Below are 19,247 nucleotides of genomic sequence, written 5' to 3'. Positions count from 1 at the left end.
TCATGATACTCTTCAAGTGCTTTTACAGAAACCTTGAAGAGTTACCAGGAGTTTTAAGTGTATTCTTATTTTAAAATTATTGTTTTAATACTCGCGATTTTTGTAATCGGTGTTGTAATTGGAGTCTATTATCATCCACTAATTCATGACGTTTTGGAAAAAATTTGGAATAAACCTGAAAAACCAATGGCTGAACCAATGACTGAAGAGTTGCATTTTTGCCCTCCGCCTGAAATTGTCAAAGAGCATCAATACAATCCTGAAGCATTCCAAGTAGGAAAATTATACTGGCAGATGGATTATCAGGGATGGGAAGCACCAGAAAGAGTCGGGTTTATGCAGGCGTTGATTAATGAGAAAGATGACCTGGTTTGTTATTATCGCTGGCCAAATCCAAAAGATAAGGGTACTTATTTATGGATGACGATTCACTTATCTCCTTCAATAAATCAATTAGTAAAGCCTTATGGTTCTTACTGGACAATACAAAAAAAAGAAAAGCAGGCTTTATGCATGTCAGGAATTAACGCATGTGGCTTTATTCTTTCAGAAGGTTCTAAAAAAATAATCCCGCAAAAATAAAAAAATTGTAGCCTGGGTACCCTGGCTACAAATATCCCAACAGCCAATAACCCCTTGTTATTTCTCTCAGACTTAGTTATCATTTGCCACCAAGTCGGGGCGTAGCGCAGCCTGGTAGCGTACTAGCATGGGGTGCTAGTGGTCGAAGGTTCAAATCCTTCCGTCCCGACCATCAAATCCCCTTTTAAATCAGTCAGTTGCATCTTCTTGGTTATACTCCTTTAAAATCAAAAATTCTGCTAGGTGTACTTCTGGGTGTACTTTTGTTTTTTAGAAATTATTAAATCAAAATAACTCATCATTAAATATTGATAGTTAAATGACCTATAATTCATAAGTGATAGGCTTTTAAACAACAAATAATTGGGATAGCAAAACTTAATACAATGTCTCGTGCTTACTATGCTTCTGACATCGAACAATTTATCAAAGACTCCCCAAGTTACATTCTTGGCGAGTTATCTACCTTCCATTCCTTTTCTCTTGATGAGTTACAGCGCAACGCTTGGTTAAAACAGATCGAGATCTGTAAAACCATTGGATCAGCCTTAGCGAGTTCCTATATTGCATTTGAATTCTCTATTCCAAGAATGGGGAAAAGAGTGGATGTTATCCTTCTTCATAAAGGAATCATCTTCGTTTTAGAGTTTAAAGTAGGGGATAAACAATACACAAATAGCGCGTTAACCCAGGCGCTAGATTACGCTTTAGATTTGAAAAATTTTCACGAACAAAGCCATTCTCGTTATATAGTGCCAATTTTAGTAGCTACTGATGCACCGAATTTCTATAACAATATAGATAGATATAATGACAAAGTATATTCACCGCTTAGGGCAAATAAGGAAAATCTTCTTGCAATCATAAATGAAGTTACGAGGTCGATATCAGCTGCTAATCTCATTTCAGAAACATGGATGGACTCAATATATAAACCAACACCAACAATTATTGAAGCTGCACAAGCACTCTATAAAGGGCATAGTGTTGCAGAAATATCCCGTTCAGATTCTGGTGCAATTAATCTTAGTCTCACTTCTAAAGCAATTTCAGAGATAATTGATAGTTCCAAGCTAAACAATCGTAAATCGATTTGTTTTATTACTGGGGTTCCTGGCGCTGGAAAAACTCTTGCTGGCCTTAACATTGCAAACGAACGACATGATATAGATGCCGGTGAACATGCAGTGTTTTTATCTGGTAATGGTCCATTGGTTGCTGTGCTTCAAGAGGCACTTGCACGCGATGAAGTGGCAGACGGAAAAAGAACTAAAAGTAAAATATCCAAAAAGGAAGCACAATCTAAAACTAAGGCATTTATACAGAATATTCATCATTTTAGAGATGATGCCCTTCAGCATTTCCTTCCTCCTGTTGAGCGAGTTGCTGTATTTGATGAGGCTCAACGGGCCTGGACCTTAGAGCAAACAACTTTTTTCATGAAAAGAAAAAAAGGTATCTCAGATTTTGATATGTCAGAACCTGAGTTCTTAATTAGTGTTATGGATCGCCATCAGGATTGGTCCATTATTATATGCTTAATTGGCGGTGGCCAAGAAATCAATACTGGTGAAGCAGGACTTTCTGAGTGGTTTCATGCCATAAAAAAAGATTATCCTCATTGGGATGTGTATGTTTCCAACAAACTTACAGATACTGAGTATACTAATGGACAAAATATTTACTCGGATTTTCGAGAAGGTCAAATCAATATAAGGGATGAACTTCATCTTGCAGTTTCAATGAGGTCTTTTCGGTCAGAGAAACTCTCAATGTTCGTGAAGGCAATTTTAGATTGCCAATTAGAAGATGCCAAACGAATTCTGGATAACTTAAATCCACTCTATCCAATTATTTTAACACGAGATCTCAATATAGCAAAACATTGGCTTAAAAGTAAGTCAAGGGGCTCCGAAAGCATGGGCATCATTGCCTCGTCAGGAGCATATAGATTAAAACCTTATGGAATTCATATTAAGTCTGAGATAGATCCAATTCAATGGTTTTTAAATCCACATGATGATGTACGTTCATCTAATTTTTTGGAGGACGTCGCTACCGAATTCGATATTCAAGGCCTAGAGCTCGATTGGACCTGTGTTGCTTGGGATGCAAATTTAAGAAAAACAGCTACTGGTTGGAGTTACAAAAAATTTAGTGGAACAAAATGGTCAAACATCAATGATGAAACACGCAAAAGGTACTTATTAAATACCTACAGGGTATTGCTTACCAGGGCCCGACAGGGAATGGTAATTTTTGTTCCAAAGGGCGATCAGAGTGATGAAACAAGATTGCCGGAATTTTATGATTCTGTATATGACTATCTGAGTCAAGTTGGCATCCCAACAATATAATTCTTAAGTAAGGTAAATTGACTATTCCGACCTACGCTTGCTTAATTATCGGTAAGGATTATTTTTGGCTGCTCTTCCCCTGCCTCTAAGCACAGCAGTATCATAGATTTCAGCTTTTTCTTCATTTGAGATGGCAAGAGAATCAATAAAATTCACAGGAGTTCCTTTTTTTAAATATTCTGTGACAGCTTGTTCAATCAAATACTGTTTTGAGATTGTTTGGTTATTGGATTGGTTTATCAAATTTATTATTTCCTTGTTGGCTTCTGTGGCTTGCTGATTTAAGCTTTTCTTATAATACTTGTATGTAAATAGCCATGAAAAAAATATGCCAATGAAACCAACTATATTATTGAGAAAGAAATTTGATATATTCATCCACATTACTATTCCCTCCTTTTCAGTAAATAGTTGCAATAAGCGGCCGCTCCATTTAGATCAGGGAAAAGGGTTGATTCATTGATATTCATTAAATCGAGATGTTCCAGAATTTTATTCCTTTCTGTTTCACGAATTAAAATTTTTAAATGCAAAATTTCGTCGCCTATATTTTCAGCAAATTTATTTCTAAATGTTATTAAGTATTTATCAATAGAGGAATAATTATCCTCATTGTTAGTTTCCTGAATAAAAGTAAAAATACCTTGCTGACTAACTAATCTTTGATTTTCATGTGTTAATGGGTCGACTCTTCTTATTTCATTCAGCTGATCTGAGTTACCTCGATTATAGCTTGTCAGAATATTTTCAATTTTATCAAAATCTAATACATGAACTGACCGATAAGTGCTTTTCGCAAATGAATTTTCTTTGTGAAAAGAAAAAAAAGCCGCTACATACGGTGAAGATACCCAATCTAATAGTGGAGTTGCTAAGCCGTAATGCTGACCAAGAGCCCACCAGTTATCATCGAAATCAATTGGATCAGTGTACGAGATAGTATGTCGTCCACGTGTATTTTTTTTGAAATTTTCTAGATGAAAATTGCTATGCCTAATGGATTCATCCCTATTTCCAGTGATAATTCTATAAAAAGTAGGTGTTAATGACCAGTCTGGGTTTCGCTGACCTCTAAATATACAATTCTGTAGTTTGTCTTTGTTTTTAATGATAAATTTTAGAAATGCACTCCAGGTTCTAAATTTAATTTGCGGAGTATTATGGCTTGCATCAATCCTTGAGTCTTGAATATCCATAGAATGCCTTTAAACTTGAAAAATTAATTTGTTTTATTTCGATAATAGATCAGTAATTGAAGTTTTGCTTATAAACTTGTAGGTATGGTTGATTTTGCAGCTAGGAGTATTTTTAATTGCCTGACTTTATTTCAAATGAAGCAAGGTGCCAATATTAATGGAGAATAACTCGTCGTTTGTGTAGCGTCTCCAATTTTTAAAATGTAATTCCATTACTTTTGTTCGATCATCAAATTTATAATCACAATATTCATCCAAGATAAGTTTTAGTAATATTCAAACGCGAATGCCCAAGTTTTCGGCTAATAATTGCCGTGCTTGCCGATCAAGAAAAAAACAGAGGACTATAATTAAATAAATGTAAACATTGGATTTCATAATGATGGCTAATCAAAATCAATTAGTACCCTTACAAAAAATTGCCTATTTTCAAGAATTTCTGAAGAACTTTAATTTTTTTGTTAAAAGATCAAATGATCATTGGGTTCAGGATTTGCAAGATTATAACGAATACTTAGAGGTTGACGATCCTGCATTATCTCCTCATATCGACTCGTTTGAATCAAGAGTTGATTTATATACGGAGTTTAAAAATAACTTTCCACAACTACAGAGACAAGCTTATATACAGTTAATTTTTGCAAAATTTGAGGACTTCATGAATCAGTTGTGCGTATGTTTTGAATCAGAGCTTGAATCTCAAATTTCATATAATGATATGTATGGTTCAGGTATTAAGCGTGCAAGAACTTATTTAAAGAAGGTAATACAACTTGATTTTCCAGATGACATAGATGAATGGAATAAAATAAATAATATAAATAAAATACGTGATAAAATTTCACACGCTGGTGGTTATATAGATAAACATAATGATATTTTGAATATCATTTCTACAAGCCAAACTTTAAATCTGGAAAAGTATTCCCGAGATGAAATTATATTTAGCGAAGGTTATTTAACAGAAGTCGTCTCACAATTTCAAAGCTTTATAAAACATTTACAGGAACAAGTAGTTTTGTTTTATAGTAACAATACAATTAAATAATAAGCTCTTGTTTTTTAATCAGCTAATGGGGTCGCGTCTTGCCTTTATCTTTAACAATTCAATGAAATTAAATTTTATTAGAAAAACAAAAGCCGTAGGTACATGACGGAAAAGCAAGGAGCGACCCTATTGGCGCGTAAGCTGCACCAAGTCTACGCTTGCCTCTCAGCCTTAAATTAACCTACCATGGCATCATATTTGTAATTCTCTTTCGAAATTATCTGGATCTATATGAAAACTGTTTGCGTTTATTTGGGTGCTCAATTTGGTAATGATAATGAATATAGTGATGCAGCGATTTTATTAGGTAAAAAAATAGCTGCTGATGGTTTTACGTTAGTTTATGGTGGTTCAAGTCTAGGGATGATGGGGCTTCTTGCCAATACTGTAAAAGAATATGGCGGAAGGGTAGTAGGGATAATTACTAATCATCTTATTGAACAAGAAAAGCCTTTAAAAATATTAGATGAATTACATATTGTAGATTCCATGCAACAACGTAAGGCCATAATGCAAAAAATATCTGATATGTTTGTTGTGATGCCAGGTGGCCTTGGAACGCTAGAAGAAGCAATTGAGACATGGAACGCTATAAAAATTGGAGAATTAATAAAACCCATAGGTTTTTTAAATATTAAGGGGTATTTTGATGGGTTATTCTCATTTGTAAACTCATGTGAGCACGCTGGGTTTCTATCCAGTAATGTAACTAATATTCCTATTTCAAGAGCTAATATTCAATTATTATGGAATGAAATGCTTGATCACTATAAAGCAGCTAACTCTGCTTCTGTTAGCGAGGTGTAACATAATTAGTCCAGTTAACCTAAATAAGTTCTGGTGATATTTATACGTGAATGGCCAAGTTCACGACTGATCATTGCTCTAACCTGTTTATCGATTTTTTTCTCTATTTGACTTAGCTCTTGAGCTGTTTTTCCCCCAGCAATTGGACATCTCAAACCTATATTTAAAGGATCTAACTGTTTCGTTAATTCGATATATCTACGTTGAGCATAAGCATGACGGATACCATGTAATTTACAGACACCCATTAACTTAGCCTGCTGTTGATAATGACTTAAATGTTGCTTATAGGTTCTTTCTGCAGGGATTAATGATTCACCCCGTCTAATTTGTTGCGAGACTTTTAATAGCCATTTCATTTGCTCTTCATTGGTGATTTTAAGCAATCGACCGATACCGCCTTTTGTCCAACTGGGTTTGATATGCAAACAATCACCATGCCATGCTTCACTGACTACAAATTTCATGGATTCTTCCCTTCGTAGGCCAAAAAGCATTTGTGCTTCAAGTGAAAGGCGTATGTGCGGATCGGTACATAAATTTAAATCGATATGGTGGATGGCTTTATTTTGAGTAGGAATATAAGTGCGCTTATCAATTTGATAGGAGTCATTACCAGTTTTAACCAGTTTAGGCTTATCCAGAAAATAAGCGAGTTTACGCAGTTTGGACATATAATTCTTGATAGTTGCGGGACTCTTACCCTGTTTTTTCCAATGTTCAACAAGCACATAAATATGTTTGGGCTTTAAGCCATTTAAATGGCCAACTTTAAAACCCAACTCATGCAGGTCTTTCATGCAGCGGTTAATCATATGTTTCATATCTGCCTTGCTGGCATAGGAATAACCCTGCATCTGTCTGATTAATTGGTGTACTGAGTAAAGTGCGCTACGTAGTTTATTGCTCATTGAGATAACTCCAAAGTGTGGTACGGGATTTCAGACCCATTTCATCCATGATGAGTAAGGACAAACGGTAATGGGATATTTGAGATGATAATTTTGAACTTAATTGCTGGGCATAAAGATAACGCCAGCATTTCTTTCCAGGGAGCCTTAAGGACTTCATGACCTTTTGCCAGCTAAAACAGATAGCTCTATAACCATGAGTGGCGATAAGACAGCTGTTCCCTTGGGTTAATAGATTAAAATCTTGTATAAGCTTTATTTGAGCTTCGGAGCGAATAGGAATCTTCCTATCTTTGCTATTAAAAGTGATTTCTCGTGTTAGTAATAATTCATGTTCTTGAATATGTACCCCGGGCAAAATTCGCATGGCTTCGCTCAAGGTCAAACCAAAATGAATTTGGAAGCCCAAAAGGATTTTGGCAACAGGGTCATTGATCTTCTCTATTATATCATCAGGGGATTTCCGAGTTTTCTTCTTAATTTTCTTAGTTTGCAAACCAAGACTGTGATTATCAATATTTTCAGCAGTATGACCCACATGGTTTAGAAATTTTCGGATGATGGTCATGTAATTCATGAGAGTAGAAGGCTTAACCTTTTTCTTATGCCAATGTTGAATCAGTTGTTGCAACTGGATTGAAGTCAAACCTGGCCAATTGGATGGTGCAAGTCCAAGAACAAAGAGATCGTCAATCATCCTAAGAATAACAAAGCGACGATATTTTTTACCACGAGGGCTACCGCTATTATCATGATCCAGATACTGGCTTGCTATTTGTCTTAAAGAGTGTTTGCGCATAATTTTATTCAATCAATTTATTTGCCCTGTCTTTGGTTTAGTGTTAATCGAGCGATTCACTCAAAGAGGATATCCAGCTTGCGCTGCAAGGCTCGAAATAGTGGGGCAAATCAAGGTTAATGATTATTGTGGTACAACGGTTTTTTAGTGGTTTATCTCCTTATTGTTTAAATACAAAAACGCACGGCAATCCAACAGCAGCTGCCGCTGATCCATGGTTAATAAAGAAGTGATTATTAACTTATCTACCCGATGGTAGCCTATCCTAGAACTACAGATTCCCGACTAGACGTCCAGCCACAGGTTATGGGATGAGAGTGGCTTAGCATAAGACCCTAAGGTTTCGCCTGAGTTGCACAGGCTCATCAGTTATGCTTATGAAAAATTTAGCAAAGGCAAGATCTGGGAGCAATAGGTTTGGGAGGAATATTTTGTTCAATCCTGTGGTGTGGGATAGAATTGATAGGGTTAATTTATTGATTTTAAAATTAAATATTTAATATGAGTTTCTGCGTCACTGCATATTTATGCCGTGACGCAGAAGATATGCTTAAATAGAATGAAAATTAGCAAATAAGGATATTACGTATGCTAAAGGATTATTTAATAAATATTAATTTCCATGATGTTATTGAGAGCATATCCGCAATTGGCACGTTGATTGTTGGTTGTATTGCATTGTGGCTCACTATCAGCGATAGTAAGTTAAGAATAAAAGCAAAGTTTTCTAATTATATTCTACCTTCGGAAGAAAACCCCAGTATTTTAAACAGATTTGCTTACACTATAAATATTACAAATATAGGAAAAAGAGCCGCAATTATTAATCCCAGTATATTGTGGCATGTCCACATATTAAGTCGGCAGAAATATATAATTGATGTTAGTTATATGTACAATGAATATGCGAAATTTAATCCTAGAACTAACGATGACTTTTATTTAGATGATGGGCGAAGTGTTAATATATATCATGCGCCAGATATATTCCGTACTATGAAAATTAATGGTGAACCAGATAAATTTATTTTTAGAAAAAACAAAGTGATGACTTATTTTTGTATTTATACATTTAGAGCATACATAAAAACGTCACTAGATAAAAAAATAAAGATTAAAGCTGGCCTTAAGTTCCGTAACAGTTTAAGAAAACAATATTTATCGGAATGTAAAAAATTAAACACCTAACAAATCACTTTTTGTTAGAAATTTAGATTCACTGACTATATGGGGCTTGACTAGACTATTCAATTATTTCTATTTCATTTTCCGCAAACCACTCTTGAGTGATGACATGTTGTTTAATGCCTTGAGGATTATTTGAATATGCTGCAATAGCTAGGCTTTCTTTGGTACGACTACAAGTAACATAGAAAAGCCGACGCGTTCGTTCTATCCCTGTTTCTTTCCCAGCACCTTCATTCTCCAGGTCACTTTTTGTTTTTGCTTTAACACCAAAAAGTTTTTCGTAAGAAAAAAGAAATCCTTTTGCGGCACTGTCATCAATGATTACCATGACTCGGGGAAATTCCAGTCCTTTAACACCTTGATGAGTATCAAAGTTGGCCCTATCATTCACATAATCAACGTAAGATTTAGCCTGATCGAATGATGTAAGAAGGAATTCATCCCAGTTGTCCAGAACCGTTTCATTTTCCCGGTGGTCTTCTATTCTTTTCTTAGTTTCCACCTCAGCAAGTAGTTGTTGTTCATCACTCCGAGAAGCAATTGGTTGTAAGCTTTCAGGAATTTCAAAAAGATTAGTTTTGGCAACATTACGAAGAATGTCTATAAATCTAGGTGTTTTATTTCCTTCCCATAACTTCCAAAGAGATTCCACTGCTTCTTTGGTTTTTTGAATTTGCGCAGGTTGTTTATCGCCAACTGATTTTAACATGGGCTTGCTTAAAAGCGGGGAATGCTTTCTTACAATAGCTGCAACAGCAAAGGCATCATTTATCATTCGCGCTTCCACAAGTGGTAGAACGCGGTCAGTAAAAAATTTCAAGCCACTTAGAGTACCGTCCAATAATCCAATACGAAGAGCATCGTTCCGGTAAAGGGGTTCATACATATCGTGAAATCCCATCCGCTTTGCTGCCATGTGATGTTCAAGAATAAGCGTCTTAACTTCTTGTGGCTTATTCCATGCAATATCTCCGCTGATTTCTGCCATCTTGCTTGCAATTAACTTTTCAGCAGCTATTTTATCGGGAGAGCTTGCCTTTAAAATAAAGAATCTTACAATTCCTTCTGCTGCGTCTGTTCGAGGTTTTTGTTCTTTCTTATCTACATCTGTTCGGATTTTATTTATCAGAGTAATTATTCTTTTAGGGCAACGGTGATTCATTACTTTCTCTGGTTTCGCCCAATCTGCAGGGAGATTCTGACCAAGATCGGCTTTGCCATCTGCATAAATTTTCTGCATCATATCACCAAATAGGCCCAGCCTGAACTCAACGGGATGCTGGGCTTGAACTAAAAAAAAGGCATCCATTAAAGTTTTATTAGTGTCTTGGCTCTCATCAATCAGAAGAATTGGGAATTTATTAATGAGAAGCTGTTGCATAACTGGCTTTCCAATAAGAAAAGCAGCAGATATCTTAATAACTTCACTGTGGTTAAGAGAATCACGTCCATGGTTTTCACCGTTAGGATTGTAGGTAAACTCCCTTATTTCAGCTAATGAGATTAAACGTCTTGTCTTGGCTTCAATACTTTTCTCACGATCAATACTAGCTTTGCCACCACGCCCTTTATCTTGTTTTTCTCGTAAATCAGTAATCTCATTTTCTAATTCAACTTTAAGCCACGACTTTATATCTTCATTAAATCCTTGGATTAAAGTCCATACGAAACCATGGATGGTTGAAACCTTAACCATTGGGTCAAAACCTGTTCGCCGTTTAATTTCCTCACATGCTTTATTCGTATATGTGATAACGCCGACACGTTTTCCATAAAGTCGAAGATACCTGCTATGGTTGGTTTGAAGGTACTGCAATGCTTTAATAAGAGAACGTGTTTTTCCTGAACCTGCCCCAGCAAATAGGAAAAAACTTTTTGGTGTTTGCGAACTAAGACAATCTATTATTTCAGTGTCCGCCTTATCATCAATATTATTATCATATGCAGCAAGGACATCTTTCATTGCGCAACTCCTCCCTGATCCGAGGATGAGAGGCTAATATTTTCAGATACCTCTTCCTTATTACATACCTGCTCTTGTAGCCATTCCAAACCTTCTCGAATATAAGTTGGAACATTGAATACTTTTGGGTCTTTTAAAAAGAGTAAATCAAGTGCAAACTCTGCTTTGCTTCCTGATTTCAAAGCCTCAAACATCGCTGTGGTTAGATCAGCAGGAGTTTTGTTTTGGTTCAAGGCCTCATTGAACTTCTTGACCAGGCCGTTGCCTTCCAAGGTTTTAAACAGGTCAATATTCTCATACACTAGAGCATCTTCAAAAGTGTTGGCAGCTATATTTATCTCTCCAGCAGAGGGATCAAGAGTGATTTTTAGCGGTAATTGATAAGCGACTCGTACCAAGAAATTTGCCTCAGAGTAGATTTTGATCTTATCGGAGGGAGCTGAATCTAAAAGATCATCAATCGATTCTTTACCTGGTATCCAGGTTCGCAGAGTGGTGTTGCGTGTAACTTGATTTCCACCTTTCACAATAGGTTGAGAAGGCTTACGGCCTTTGTTTTCTGCTGCATCAATATCTGAAATGATAAGCGTAGTTAGTCCTAAATGCTCGATAAGTGGCCGGAAACAGTGAGCATGGCTTCCGCCAATTTCTAACAAGGTTAAATATCTTTGATTTAAGTTGGGGAAGTTTTCTCGAATGAAATGAGGAATCATCATTCGTTCCGCCGCACCTTCGATAAAAATAGCAGCATCAGCAAAGAACAAGTCACAATGCGCTGATTTTAGATAGCGGGTAACAAATTTTGCAGTTTCGTCCTGTTTACCAAATACTTCGGAAAGATTAATAATTGTAGATGTTGGAACATCACCAGGATTGCTCGCAGGCTTACGTCGAAAATATCGTAAGCACTCGAATTCGCATTCATGAGCAATATGACTTGAATGCGTGGAGACTACTAGTTGGGTGGTCAGTGTTCTATTTTCTTTCAAGTCTTGATGATTACGCAGTATCTCATATGCGCGGCGAATAAAAACTTGCTGAACTTGTACATGCAAATGTGCTTCGGGTTCCTCAACAAGTACTAAATGCAGTGGTGGCGGAAAAGCTGTTTCGCTCGATTTGGTAATCGCTTTTTTTCCAATCTTACCTACCTGCATCCATTCATTACGGAAGCTCATTAGGCGGAAAACCATCGAAATCAAATTTTGATAACCCAAACCGTTATATTGTTCTGGCAATCTAGGTGGTATTCCCTGTACGTCTTCATAGTTAGAAATGACTTCGTATTGAAGTGCAGAAGGATGATTAAGACCATCCATTGGTTTTATACGTGTTGAAATAGTCAACGTTGGATCGCTGATCCCGGGATAGCCAAGATTTTGAACCTCTTTTAATACTTCTGAAAAACTCGTGGCCAGCTTTTTATCAAATATCTCTTGTGCTTCGTGAATAGCTTCTAATGCATCCACGTCACCTGATTCGGGCATTTCGGATGGGTCAAGGTGCTTATCATAATATGACCGCAGTTGGTTGGATAATTTGCGTGTGTCGCCGCGTCCGATGTTCTCTTCTCCTCTTTCAGAAAATGAGTCCCCATTACTATGAGCATCTGAAAAACCTCTTTGAGCATTGATTTCATCAATACGAATGAGGCCTGCAAAAGGGTTCTCCTCCATATATTCCGCAGTTGGTGATAATAATTGCGGTTGTGCCGAGCCATTTTTCGGGGCAACAAGTTTATTAGGATCTAAAATGTAAGAATGCACACGAAACCTACTGCTTAGACTACGTTCCAGAAAATCTTTCATACAAGACGGCCAGAGGGGAACTTTATAATCTCTGTCTTTGTCTTGTTTGGCTGAATTAATGGTACTAATGGCATGATGCCGGGCAACAACATATTCGTTATGCAACTCTTCCAGTTTTTTAGGTTCTAGTCGCAGTCTGACCCCCAACAAACCACCCGTCCAATCTAAAGTTGGCAGCAAGTGCTGCACGTAGTGAATTTCATTTGGTTCAACATCTAACCATACATCCATTAAGGGAAGAGTACCTTCCCATTCAGTCAAGTCGAGAGGAGTTATATCTGCTTTTTCCCACTTTGCACCGATTTTGTTTATCTGTGTCCAGTTCGAAAGTGTGAAATCATAGGCATTAAATTTTTGATCGACAAGAAATCGGCGTAGAGCAATCATTGCTGTAGTTTTACCACTGTTATTTGCTCCAACAAACAGGGTTCTATTTTTTGATAAATCAATTCGAATAGATTTCAGTTTTCTAAAATTCTGAACTTCTATAAAACTTATTCGCATAATCTTTCCTGTCGGCCTATATTACCACGTGATAAAATACCTCCATGATATGCTGCAAGTATATGCTAAGCAACCAGAATACTGAGTTTGTACACTCGCCATAGTTTTAAGCTTCTTGTAGTAATCTTCATACTCTATTACCACACCAACTTTTTTGTCCCAACCAACTAGCAGGATAAGGCCAATAAGCTCCTGAACGATTAACTTTAGTTAACTGCTCTTGTAATCCATCCATGATCTGTGCAAAAAGCCCCTTATCAGGATCGATTTGCTGAAATTGCTTCCATGCTTCGGACTTATAACTAGGTAGAGGGTAGAGTTGCCAGAATTGTTCGAATTTTTGATATAGATCTTTTAGATTACTGCTGGGTTGGGTTTTGATTGCTGATTTTGGTAAATAAGCTGGTTTTTCGGTTTTCATTGATTTCAGATTTTCTGGTGATGATGATTGATTCTGTTTTGCTTGGATTGATGGACTTTTTTCAGGCTGAGATTCATTTTCAATCTCTATCGGCTCATATGGATTAGCCAGAAGACATTTCACTATGAGGTTTTTGTTTGTTGAGCAAATTTCTATAATGCCTTGGCGTGCCAGAGATTTAATTACGCGTTTCATTTGTTGATGGCTAGGGCAGCCTGTTTTTACGCCTTTGATGGGGGCGACATAAAGTGTTTCTCTCAGTGACTGGTAACTGATTTTGCGTTTAATGCCTACCATGAACGTTTTTCTGTCCATGTAGGGGCGGATGCCCATGAGATAGACCACTCTTTGCATGAGAGGGATTTCGCTTAGTGCGTCCAGTTCGTATGTGGTGACGAATAAGAAATCCATTTTTACTCCTGTTGTAACCCTGTATTTTTATTTCAATTGATATCAAATACTATCAATCGATGACATTTAGATAACCAAGATGCATTAAACTTGATTCATTCTAGGAAATTGGTTGAGAGTGTCAATAGGGGAAATGGGTTTGATAGCAAATGATATTAAATGAACCTTATTTTTTTTACTGGAAAGTTTTTGCATTGGTAATTGGTTATTTTTGTTCAAAATTGTTTAAAAATTTTTTCCTCGCGCGCGTAAAAACATAAAAAACAGATTTTGGAGTTATGAGGTGGGTCGGCCTAGAGAGTTTTGCTTTGTCTGGTTTTTAGATTCGACAGGCTTTCTCTCCTTGCTAGTACTGAATCTTCCTATGTCGGGTTTGTGCCGGGTTGATGTGTCGGGTTAAGGTCGGCCTTGTTTTGGACGGAGTTATGCTCATTGATTTGGGGAGTTAAAAAAATTGTGGTGAAAGTTTAGTTTAATGGCTATCTATTGATGATGTTTATTCAAGTCAGATTCTTTGTCAAAGGTTTTTTGCAGTTGTTATTAATTGAACGTATATGAAGTTAATTTTTAACTGGTGACAATTTGTCACCGGTTTATCTTTTTCAACCGGTTATAAATTGTAACCATTTGCGATTTGCTTTTGGTTTGAATATTAACCCAATATGATTTCACTCTAGCCGCGACTCTGGCCGTGACTCTAGCCGTAACCTTGGAGTGTTGAGGATACTGTTATTTATATAGATTTAGTTGAATACATTTTGGCTTTTTGTATTTGTCATTAATAAAATGCCGGCTTTTTTAGAGGGCTGAATAAAAATTATTCTTTTCGGATGGTCTTAGTTTGTGTTTGTTCGATAATATAGAGTCGTAATACTTGTTCGGTATTTTCATTCATATTGGTTATCTCATCCTCAAATTTTTCCCATTTACTTAGAGCGGTGTGTGATTCGTGAACCACAATTTCACCAAATTCTCGCAGGGGCATAGAAAAATAAGAACGAATGAATTTAACTTGATTGCCAGTTAATCGCTTTTCTTGAGTAGCCAGTTTTTTTATTATTTTATCGGCAATATACTGAACATCAATTTTAGGCAGCCATTCGTCATTGATATTAATCATTTCTACATTTTCTAATTTAATAGGAAAACCAAGTCCGTCATAGAGAAAGGTGGATTCAATTTTGCATTTCATAGTACGTACTCTTATTAATGTTCTATTCGTATATTATACATCTATTGACAACAGTATAAATTTTATTAACATGTACAAGTCCGTGATGATCTCGAGTTCAAGTAACTGGCCAAGAGAATTGAAATACCAGGGCGTCAGAACAAGATCCTGTTATCAGGAGCGCCAATCTCAGTGATGACATCACGGACCCTTCTACAGCGTATCATTTAAAATCATCGTTATTACTTGTTACTTCATATTTTATACTTTTTATAAAGAGTTTAAGTAAATGTAATTGATTTATATGATTTTTAAATAATTTATTTCCAATTTATTACTTTTTTTGTTCGTTTTATTACTTATTTCATACTTTCTTTATAAAAGGATTTAAGGAAATTTAATTTTATGATTTATAACATATTTTAGATTTTTTATTCCTGACTTTATTCCTTTTATTCCTAATTTTTCCTTTTTTAGGAATAACTAACTATCAAACATAGAAAGACTTTTCATCCCTTTTTCTGAAGTTGCTCAATTTCAGTTATTTCCATTTTGGAAACAACTGATATCGCTGATTTAACTCTTTATTGAATGGTGTTTTTTATTGGTAAAAAATAGTCTTTATTTTATTAGAGGTTATCAGATGTGGAAAGTGTTTTTAATAAAATATGATTAATAATCAGATGGTTATATTGTTGAAATGATAGTGATTTAATTATATTGTTTGTCTTTTCCTGGCTAGCTAGTTTTTATTTTAGGTGAATTATTGTTTTTATCATTTGTTGGATGTATTCTTATCAGAGGTTATTAGAGATTAAAGATTAATTTCATTTTATTTCATTAAAAATCATAGGGTTATATTAAGTGCTAAGTGATCATGCTTATTGGAAAGAAATTGTAGAAGAGGCTTTACAAAGTAAGGCTGAGTATAATTTTTTAGACTTTAAACTTAAACTATCTGATAACAATGATCGAATTAAAGAGCATATTAATGCTTTTGGGAATCTTGAGCGAGGTGGGTGCTTTGTATTTGGAGTGGACGATTCTTTTATTCCCAAAGGGATAGGGGAGGACTGGGACGATATCATTCAAAAAGTATCGCATATAGCGAATGATAGTCAGGAGCCAAGTTTAAATGTCGATGCATTTCCAATAAAAATTGGAAATATAAAATTATTGGCTATACATATCCTATCAAGTAAGACGAAACCCGTATTCATAAAAGATCGCATACCATTCGGTGGAAAAGCTTGTTATAAACGGACTGGTTCGTCAACTATTCCTATGTCTATGCAGGAAATCAAAGATCTTTTAATTAGTTATCAAGAAACCTACTTTGATGAGTCTCCAGTAAAAAATACAAAGATTGATGATTTAGAGTTAAATAAGCTAAGTGAATCAATACCTAATCTAGATGTTGATAATATTAATGGAAAAAAGAATCTTGCTGCTTTGATTGATGCTCGCATATTAATAAAACATAAACCTAATCATTATGAAGTTTCAGGTGCAGGATGGTTGTGTTTTGCTAAAGATCCTCAACAAAAAAGTGAGTTCCGAAATAGTTATATTGAGTTTCAGATTTTTAAAGGTAATGTGAGACATAATCCTCTCAGAAAGTACGATATAAGGGGTAATTTGCCTAATCAAATTAAACAAAGCATTGAGATTTTAAAGCAGTATGTTTGGATGGTTCCTACAATAGAAAAAATAAAGCGTGAAGATGTTCCTGCTTATTCAGATGTTGTATTAAGAGAAGTAATAACAAATAGTCTTGTACATCGAGATTACAGGAAGATGCATCAACCAGTTAAAATTTCAATGTTTGATAACCGAATCGAAATAGAAAACCCAGGTGGTCTTATGCCTGGTTTAACCATTTATAATTTAATTCATAAGAGGGATTGGCGTAATCCTTTATTGGCAGAATTAATGAAAAAATTCGGATTCGGTGAAATGGATGGACAAGGAATTGATAGATTGTATGCCGCGACTTTAGATATCAAAGTACCTCCTCCCATATTTATTGATCAAGAAAATTCATTTACCACTATATTATCAGCACCAAAATCTTTTGCAGACTTCTCCCCAGAAGAAAAACGATTAATGGTTATTATTATGATAATTATGCAAAATTATGCAGATAATGAGAGTGTGCGGAAATGTTTTAGCATATCAAGCGAGAAAGCAAGCACATTAATTAAAGCATTAGTGGCGGATGGAGCAATACAGTCTAGTGGTCCAAGCAGAAAATTTGCGAAATATGTCTTATCAGAAACTCTTAGAGAAAAAATATTCGGTTAGTAACCCATCCGAGGTACTTATTTTTTCAGTTTATAGATGTTCATTCTTTTAATTTGAGTGGGTTACATTTTGTAACCCACTCATTTCCTTCTTTCTTTAAGCGGTTCTAGATTGGATTATTACTACATTTTCTTGCTGCATATTTTCAATAAGCTCTGACCAGGCATTTAAAGCTTCTTTCCGTTGAGGCAACATTTCATTCTTATTGTAAGTTGCCATGATCTTCGGCATTTTATGTCCAAGACATTTCTCAATCACCACCGGATCAACATGCAAAGCTTCACCAAGCTGAGTTGCAAAAGTGCGTCTTAAATCGTGAGCTGTCCAGTGGGGGATGCCTACTCGTGATTGTATTCTGATTACTGCTCTTGGCATAGCTCGGTCGGATAAAATACTTCGATCGTCTGCGCCTGTAATGACGTATTCTGAATCGCTGTGTGCTTTGAGTTCTCTCAATACCTTTTTGGTTATTTCCGTGAGGTGAATTCTCATGACTATGTTGGTTTTGGTATTCTCGGCTGGGATAGTCCATAAGGAGTTTTCAAAATCGAATTCTGACCATTTGGCTACTCGGATTTCTCCCGTTCTTACGCCTGTTAGCAGGATGATTTTCAGAGCTGCTCGAATTTGAAAAGAGGTGCCATGTTCTTCGCTGTCGAGGAATTGCCATAGTGTTTTTACTTCATCGAGGGTTAAATAGCGTTCTCTGGGTTTTTCTATACCACCTATGTCTCTGGCTCGTATGGTCATGGCAGGGTTTAGTAGCATTTCGCCTCGGCTGACTGCGTAGTTGAATGCTTGTTTTAGTGTGCTTAAGACTTTGTTGGCATGAACAGGGGAGCCACGTCCTACAATTTTATCTAGGGCTTGAGTTATCTCACGAGTTTTTAAGTGTTCCAGCTTCTTATTGCCTAATAAGGGGATGATGTCTATTTTGATGTGCTGCCAGACTTGCAGTGGTTGGGCGCGGTGTTTTTCAATGTAGTTGGTGTACCAGTGGAGTATCAGATTTTTTACGGTACTTTGGTCTTTCTGTTTTTGTTCTGCGATCTGCTCTTTGGGATTTACTTCGCCATGGCGTATGTCGCTTAAATCGATAAAACGTTTCTTCGCTTCCGATAAACTCATAGCAGGGTAGTGACCTATGGTGATGAAATGCCTTTGACCGTTGATTCTGTAACGATAAAGAAAAGTCTTTAGCCCTTTTGGGGTTACACGGATGCCAAAACCTCCATCTCTGAACTCTTCGTAACGAGCAGATCTTGGTTTTAGTGATCGAATATAAGCATCTGTAAATTGTCTTTCCATCATTGCACCACTTAAAAAATTAGGTGTACTTCTAGGTGTACTTTCGTGAGATCTCACATGAAATCGTTTGATATTTTTTGAAGTATAGCAGATGATAAAAATTAAGAAAATACAATAAGTTAATGATACTTTTTGATATCAATTGATACTGTTTGAAAATGGTCTTTTTAAGAATGGGGTGCTAGTGGTCGAAGGTTCAAATCCTTCCGTCCCGACCAATCCCAGTAAGGCCTTATAGAATCTCCCCTCGGCGCAATCTAGCTCCAAGTGCGACAATCATTTTTATGTTGCTGTATAAACACTTCTTTTGGCATTTTAAATCCTAAACATTTTCTTGGGCATAGGTTCATTTTAGGCTCTTTCCCATTTAAGGGGGCAGCTATAATCACCCGCAGAGCACCTTAACACGCACTCTGTAATTTTCAAAATTCCTAAAACCATAAGCTCTACGCTGAATGAGTTTCATTTT

The 19,247-nt window shown here is 36.2% G+C and carries 16 protein-coding genes and 1 tRNA gene; 7 read left to right on the top strand and 10 right to left on the bottom strand.

Annotation, left to right across the window (positions count from 1 at the left end):
• The first annotated feature begins 57 nt into the window (after window positions 1-57).
• The 3 genes from Lpar_RS10815 (at window position 58) to Lpar_RS10805 (ending at window position 2,939) form a co-directional block, all read left to right on the top strand.
• The gene (locus Lpar_RS10815; RefSeq protein ID WP_058517948.1) at window positions 58-582 is read left to right on the top strand and encodes a hypothetical protein; all 525 of its coding nucleotides are present in this window, start codon (window positions 58-60) and stop codon (window positions 580-582) included.
• A 95-nt stretch (window positions 583-677) separates the two neighbouring features.
• Window positions 678-754: transfer RNA gene (locus tag Lpar_RS10810), tRNA-Pro, on the top strand.
• 214 nt (window positions 755-968) lie between these two features.
• Window positions 969-2,939, top strand: a complete 1,971-nt coding sequence (locus tag Lpar_RS10805; protein WP_058517947.1) for a DUF2075 domain-containing protein — start codon at window positions 969-971, stop codon at window positions 2,937-2,939.
• Between the two features lie 45 nt (window positions 2,940-2,984).
• On the opposite strand, the gene Lpar_RS10800 is transcribed toward Lpar_RS10805, so the two are convergent.
• A complete protein-coding gene (locus tag Lpar_RS10800) occupies window positions 2,985-3,323 on the bottom strand; it encodes a hypothetical protein (protein WP_058517946.1) in 339 nt (112 codons plus the stop codon).
• A gap of 2 nt (window positions 3,324-3,325) precedes the next feature.
• Window positions 3,326-4,135, bottom strand: a complete 810-nt coding sequence (locus tag Lpar_RS10795; protein WP_058517945.1) for an FRG domain-containing protein — start codon at window positions 4,133-4,135, stop codon at window positions 3,326-3,328.
• A 379-nt stretch (window positions 4,136-4,514) separates the two neighbouring features.
• On the opposite strand from Lpar_RS10795, the gene Lpar_RS10790 reads away from it, so the two are divergent.
• Together Lpar_RS10790 and Lpar_RS10785 are read left to right on the top strand one after the other, a co-directional pair.
• Window positions 4,515-5,183, top strand: a complete 669-nt coding sequence (locus tag Lpar_RS10790; protein WP_058517944.1) for a hypothetical protein — start codon at window positions 4,515-4,517, stop codon at window positions 5,181-5,183.
• 231 nt (window positions 5,184-5,414) lie between these two features.
• Window positions 5,415-5,990 carry an LOG family protein gene (locus Lpar_RS10785; protein ID WP_058517943.1) on the top strand — a complete coding sequence of 192 codons (576 nt, stop codon included), beginning with the start codon at window positions 5,415-5,417 and terminating at the stop codon, window positions 5,988-5,990.
• Between the two features lie 14 nt (window positions 5,991-6,004).
• On the opposite strand, the gene Lpar_RS10780 is transcribed toward Lpar_RS10785, so the two are convergent.
• Both Lpar_RS10780 and Lpar_RS10775 read right to left on the bottom strand, forming a co-directional pair.
• Window positions 6,005-6,901, bottom strand: a complete 897-nt coding sequence (locus Lpar_RS10780; protein ID WP_058517942.1) for a phage integrase N-terminal domain-containing protein — start codon at window positions 6,899-6,901, stop codon at window positions 6,005-6,007.
• Window positions 6,891-7,700, bottom strand: a complete 810-nt coding sequence (locus Lpar_RS10775; protein WP_058517941.1) for a hypothetical protein — start codon at window positions 7,698-7,700, stop codon at window positions 6,891-6,893. The genes Lpar_RS10780 and Lpar_RS10775 overlap by 11 nt, the downstream gene beginning before the upstream one ends.
• A gap of 588 nt (window positions 7,701-8,288) precedes the next feature.
• Here Lpar_RS10775 and Lpar_RS10770 point away from each other — a divergent pair.
• A complete protein-coding gene (locus tag Lpar_RS10770; protein WP_058517940.1) occupies window positions 8,289-8,888 on the top strand; it encodes a hypothetical protein in 600 nt (199 codons plus the stop codon).
• 55 nt (window positions 8,889-8,943) lie between these two features.
• On the opposite strand, the gene Lpar_RS10765 is transcribed toward Lpar_RS10770, so the two are convergent.
• From Lpar_RS10765 to Lpar_RS10750, 4 genes are all read right to left on the bottom strand, one after another.
• Window positions 8,944-10,851: a UvrD-helicase domain-containing protein gene (locus tag Lpar_RS10765; protein WP_058517939.1), complete on the bottom strand. Its 1,908-nt coding sequence runs from the start codon at window positions 10,849-10,851 to the stop codon at window positions 8,944-8,946.
• Entirely contained in the window at window positions 10,848-13,163 is a 2,316-nt protein-coding gene (locus tag Lpar_RS10760; RefSeq protein WP_058517938.1) for an AAA family ATPase, read from the bottom strand. The genes Lpar_RS10765 and Lpar_RS10760 overlap by 4 nt, the downstream gene beginning before the upstream one ends.
• 127 nt (window positions 13,164-13,290) lie before the next feature.
• Entirely contained in the window at window positions 13,291-13,995 is a 705-nt protein-coding gene (locus Lpar_RS10755) for a hypothetical protein (protein ID WP_058517937.1), read from the bottom strand.
• 817 nt (window positions 13,996-14,812) lie between these two features.
• Window positions 14,813-15,187: a hypothetical protein gene (locus Lpar_RS10750; RefSeq protein WP_237759396.1), complete on the bottom strand. Its 375-nt coding sequence runs from the start codon at window positions 15,185-15,187 to the stop codon at window positions 14,813-14,815.
• A gap of 843 nt (window positions 15,188-16,030) precedes the next feature.
• Here Lpar_RS10750 and Lpar_RS10745 point away from each other — a divergent pair.
• Window positions 16,031-17,470 (top strand): ATP-binding protein, encoded by a 1,440-nt coding sequence (locus tag Lpar_RS10745; RefSeq protein ID WP_058517936.1) that lies wholly within the window; start codon window positions 16,031-16,033, stop codon window positions 17,468-17,470.
• A gap of 96 nt (window positions 17,471-17,566) precedes the next feature.
• Here Lpar_RS10745 and Lpar_RS10740 read toward each other — a convergent pair whose 3' ends face one another.
• Both Lpar_RS10740 and Lpar_RS19680 read right to left on the bottom strand, forming a co-directional pair.
• Entirely contained in the window at window positions 17,567-18,781 is a 1,215-nt protein-coding gene (locus Lpar_RS10740; protein WP_082650372.1) for a tyrosine-type recombinase/integrase, read from the bottom strand.
• A 382-nt stretch (window positions 18,782-19,163) separates the two neighbouring features.
• Window positions 19,164-19,247, bottom strand: an 84-nt coding sequence (locus Lpar_RS19680) for a transposase (protein WP_156416222.1), incomplete at its 5' end; no start/stop codon positions are given.

Origin of the sequence: Legionella parisiensis, from assembly GCF_001467945.1 — a bacterium.
GTDB classification, from domain to species: domain Bacteria; phylum Pseudomonadota; class Gammaproteobacteria; order Legionellales; family Legionellaceae; genus Legionella; species Legionella parisiensis.
Note: the sequence above shows the minus strand (reverse complement) of the source record. Positions and strands in the feature narration are given on the sequence as shown.

Bases quoted from the DNA above. Each gene is read 5' to 3' on its own strand.
- Lpar_RS10795 (WP_058517945.1), bottom strand. From the start codon at position 4,135: ATGGATATTCAAGACTCAAGGATTGATGCAAGCCATAATACTCCGCAA.
- Lpar_RS10805 (WP_058517947.1), top strand. From the start codon at position 969: ATGTCTCGTGCTTACTATGCTTCTGACATCGAACAATTTATCAAAGAC.
- Lpar_RS10785 (WP_058517943.1), top strand. From the start codon at position 5,415: ATGAAAACTGTTTGCGTTTATTTGGGTGCTCAATTTGGTAATGATAAT.
- Lpar_RS10770 (WP_058517940.1), top strand. From the start codon at position 8,289: ATGCTAAAGGATTATTTAATAAATATTAATTTCCATGATGTTATTGAG.
- Lpar_RS10750 (WP_237759396.1), bottom strand. From the start codon at position 15,187: ATGAAATGCAAAATTGAATCCACCTTTCTCTATGACGGACTTGGTTTT.
- Lpar_RS10760 (WP_058517938.1), bottom strand. From the start codon at position 13,163: ATGCGAATAAGTTTTATAGAAGTTCAGAATTTTAGAAAACTGAAATCT.
- Lpar_RS10765 (WP_058517939.1), bottom strand. From the start codon at position 10,851: ATGAAAGATGTCCTTGCTGCATATGATAATAATATTGATGATAAGGCG.
- Lpar_RS10755 (WP_058517937.1), bottom strand. From the start codon at position 13,995: ATGGATTTCTTATTCGTCACCACATACGAACTGGACGCACTAAGCGAA.
- Lpar_RS10780 (WP_058517942.1), bottom strand. From the start codon at position 6,901: ATGAGCAATAAACTACGTAGCGCACTTTACTCAGTACACCAATTAATC.
- Lpar_RS10800 (WP_058517946.1), bottom strand. From the start codon at position 3,323: ATGTGGATGAATATATCAAATTTCTTTCTCAATAATATAGTTGGTTTC.
- Lpar_RS10740 (WP_082650372.1), bottom strand. From the start codon at position 18,781: ATGATGGAAAGACAATTTACAGATGCTTATATTCGATCACTAAAACCA.
- Lpar_RS10790 (WP_058517944.1), top strand. From the start codon at position 4,515: ATGATGGCTAATCAAAATCAATTAGTACCCTTACAAAAAATTGCCTAT.
- Lpar_RS10775 (WP_058517941.1), bottom strand. From the start codon at position 7,700: ATGCGCAAACACTCTTTAAGACAAATAGCAAGCCAGTATCTGGATCAT.